Origin of the sequence: Lentimicrobium sp. S6 (assembly GCF_013166635.1) — a bacterium.
Lineage (GTDB): Bacteria > Bacteroidota > Bacteroidia > Bacteroidales > UBA12170 > UBA12170.
The window spans coordinates 1-1840 of sequence record NZ_JABKBZ010000191.1 but is presented as its reverse complement, the minus strand read 5'-3'; the positions used below and the strand labels follow the sequence as shown (position 1 = coordinate 1840).

1 rRNA gene is annotated in these 1840 nt (G+C 46.1%); it reads right to left on the bottom strand.

Features of this window, described 5'->3' with window-relative positions:
* Window positions 1-76 precede the first annotated feature (76 nt).
* Window positions 77-1598: ribosomal RNA gene (locus tag HNS40_RS22255) — 16S ribosomal RNA — on the bottom strand.
* Window positions 1599-1840: the final 242 nt, after the last annotated feature.

Genomic DNA, 1840 nt, shown 5'->3' with positions numbered 1-1840 from the left:
ATATATGAAATATAATAGTAGCAAAAGTGCAAGATATCCTTTATATCAAAAAACTGATAGGACAGAAATACACCAGAAAGGAGGTATTCCAGCCACACCTTCCGGTACGGCTACCTTGTTACGACTTAACACCAGTTACTTGTTTTACCCTAGGTCGATCCTTACGGTGACGAACTTCAGGTACCCCAAGCTTCCATTGTTTGACGGGCGGTGTGTACAAGGCCCGGGAACGTATTCACCGCATCATGGCTGATATGCGATTACTAGCGAATCCAACTTCACGAAGTCGAGTTTCAGACTTCGATCCGAACTGAGATCGGCTTTGAAGATTTGCACACCCTCACGGGTTAGCTGCTCTCTGTACCGACCATTGTAGCACGTGTGTAGCCCTGGACGTAAGGGCCGTGCTGATTTGACGTCATCCCCACCTTCCTCACTACTTGCGTAGGCAGTTCCTTTAGAGTCCCCAGCATTACCTGATGGCAACTAAAGGTAGGGGTTGCGCTCGTTATGGGACTTAACCCGACACCTCACGGCACGAGCTGACGACAACCATGCAGCACCTTGTAAATAGTTCCGAAGAAAAGAAAGGTTTCCCCTTCATGCAATCTACATTTAAGCCCAGGTAAGGTTCCTCGCGTATCATCGAATTAAACCACATGCTCCTCCGCTTGTGCGGGCCCCCGTCAATTCCTTTGAGTTTCAACCTTGCGATCGTACTCCCCAGGTGGATTACTTATCACTTTCGCTTAGCCACCGACTGTGTATCGCCGACAACGAGTAATCATCGTTTACAGCGTGGACTACCAGGGTATCTAATCCTGTTCGCTACCCACGCTTTCGTTCCTGAGCGTCAGTTATAGTTTCGTAAGCTGCCTTCGCGATCGGTGTTCTGTATCATATCTAAGCATTTCACCGCTACATGATACATTCCGCCTACGCCAACTATACTCTAGCATACCAGTATCAATGGCAGTTTCTCGGTTGAGCCGAGAGATTTCACCACTGACTTAATACGCCGCCTGCGAACCCTTTAAACCCAATGAATCCGGATAACGCTTGCATCCTCCGTATTACCGCGGCTGCTGGCACGGAGTTAGCCGATGCTTATTCTTTAAGTACGTTCAGTCTGATACACGTATCAGAGTTTATTCCTTAATAAAAGCAGTTTACAACCCATAGGGCCGTCATCCTGCACGCGGCATGGCTGGTTCAGACTTGCGTCCATTGACCAATATTCCTCACTGCTGCCTCCCGTAGGAGTCTGGTCCGTGTCTCAGTACCAGTGTGGGGGATCATCCTCTCAGAACCCCTAGACATCGTAGTCTTGGTGAGCCGTTACCTCACCAACAAACTAATGTCACGCATGCCCATCTTCAACCGCCGGAGCTTTAAACCTTAAGTGATGCCACTTTAGATTACTATGGAGTATTAATCCCGATTTCTCGGGGCTATCCTCCAGTTAAAGGTAGATTGCATACGCGTTACTCACCCGTGCGCCGGTCGTCGCCTGTCCGAAAACATCGTTACCCCTCGACTTGCATGTGTTAAGCCTGCCGCTAGCGTTCATCCTGAGCCAGGATCAAACTCTTCGTTGTATAAAAAGTTTATTTGTCTATGTTTCCTGACTATCTTTGTTTATTGACGGAGTTGGAAATAAATTTCCAATTCCTGGATATCTTGCTTGCTACATTATATTTTCAATCTTGTTAAAGAACTTTCTTTTGTTTAAACCCCTTGTTAATTGGGAGTGCAAAGATACTCTATTTTTTAAAACTTCAAACTTTATTTGAAATATTTTTTAAAATTTTTAGAGAGCTTTTCGCCGCTAGTAAACTTA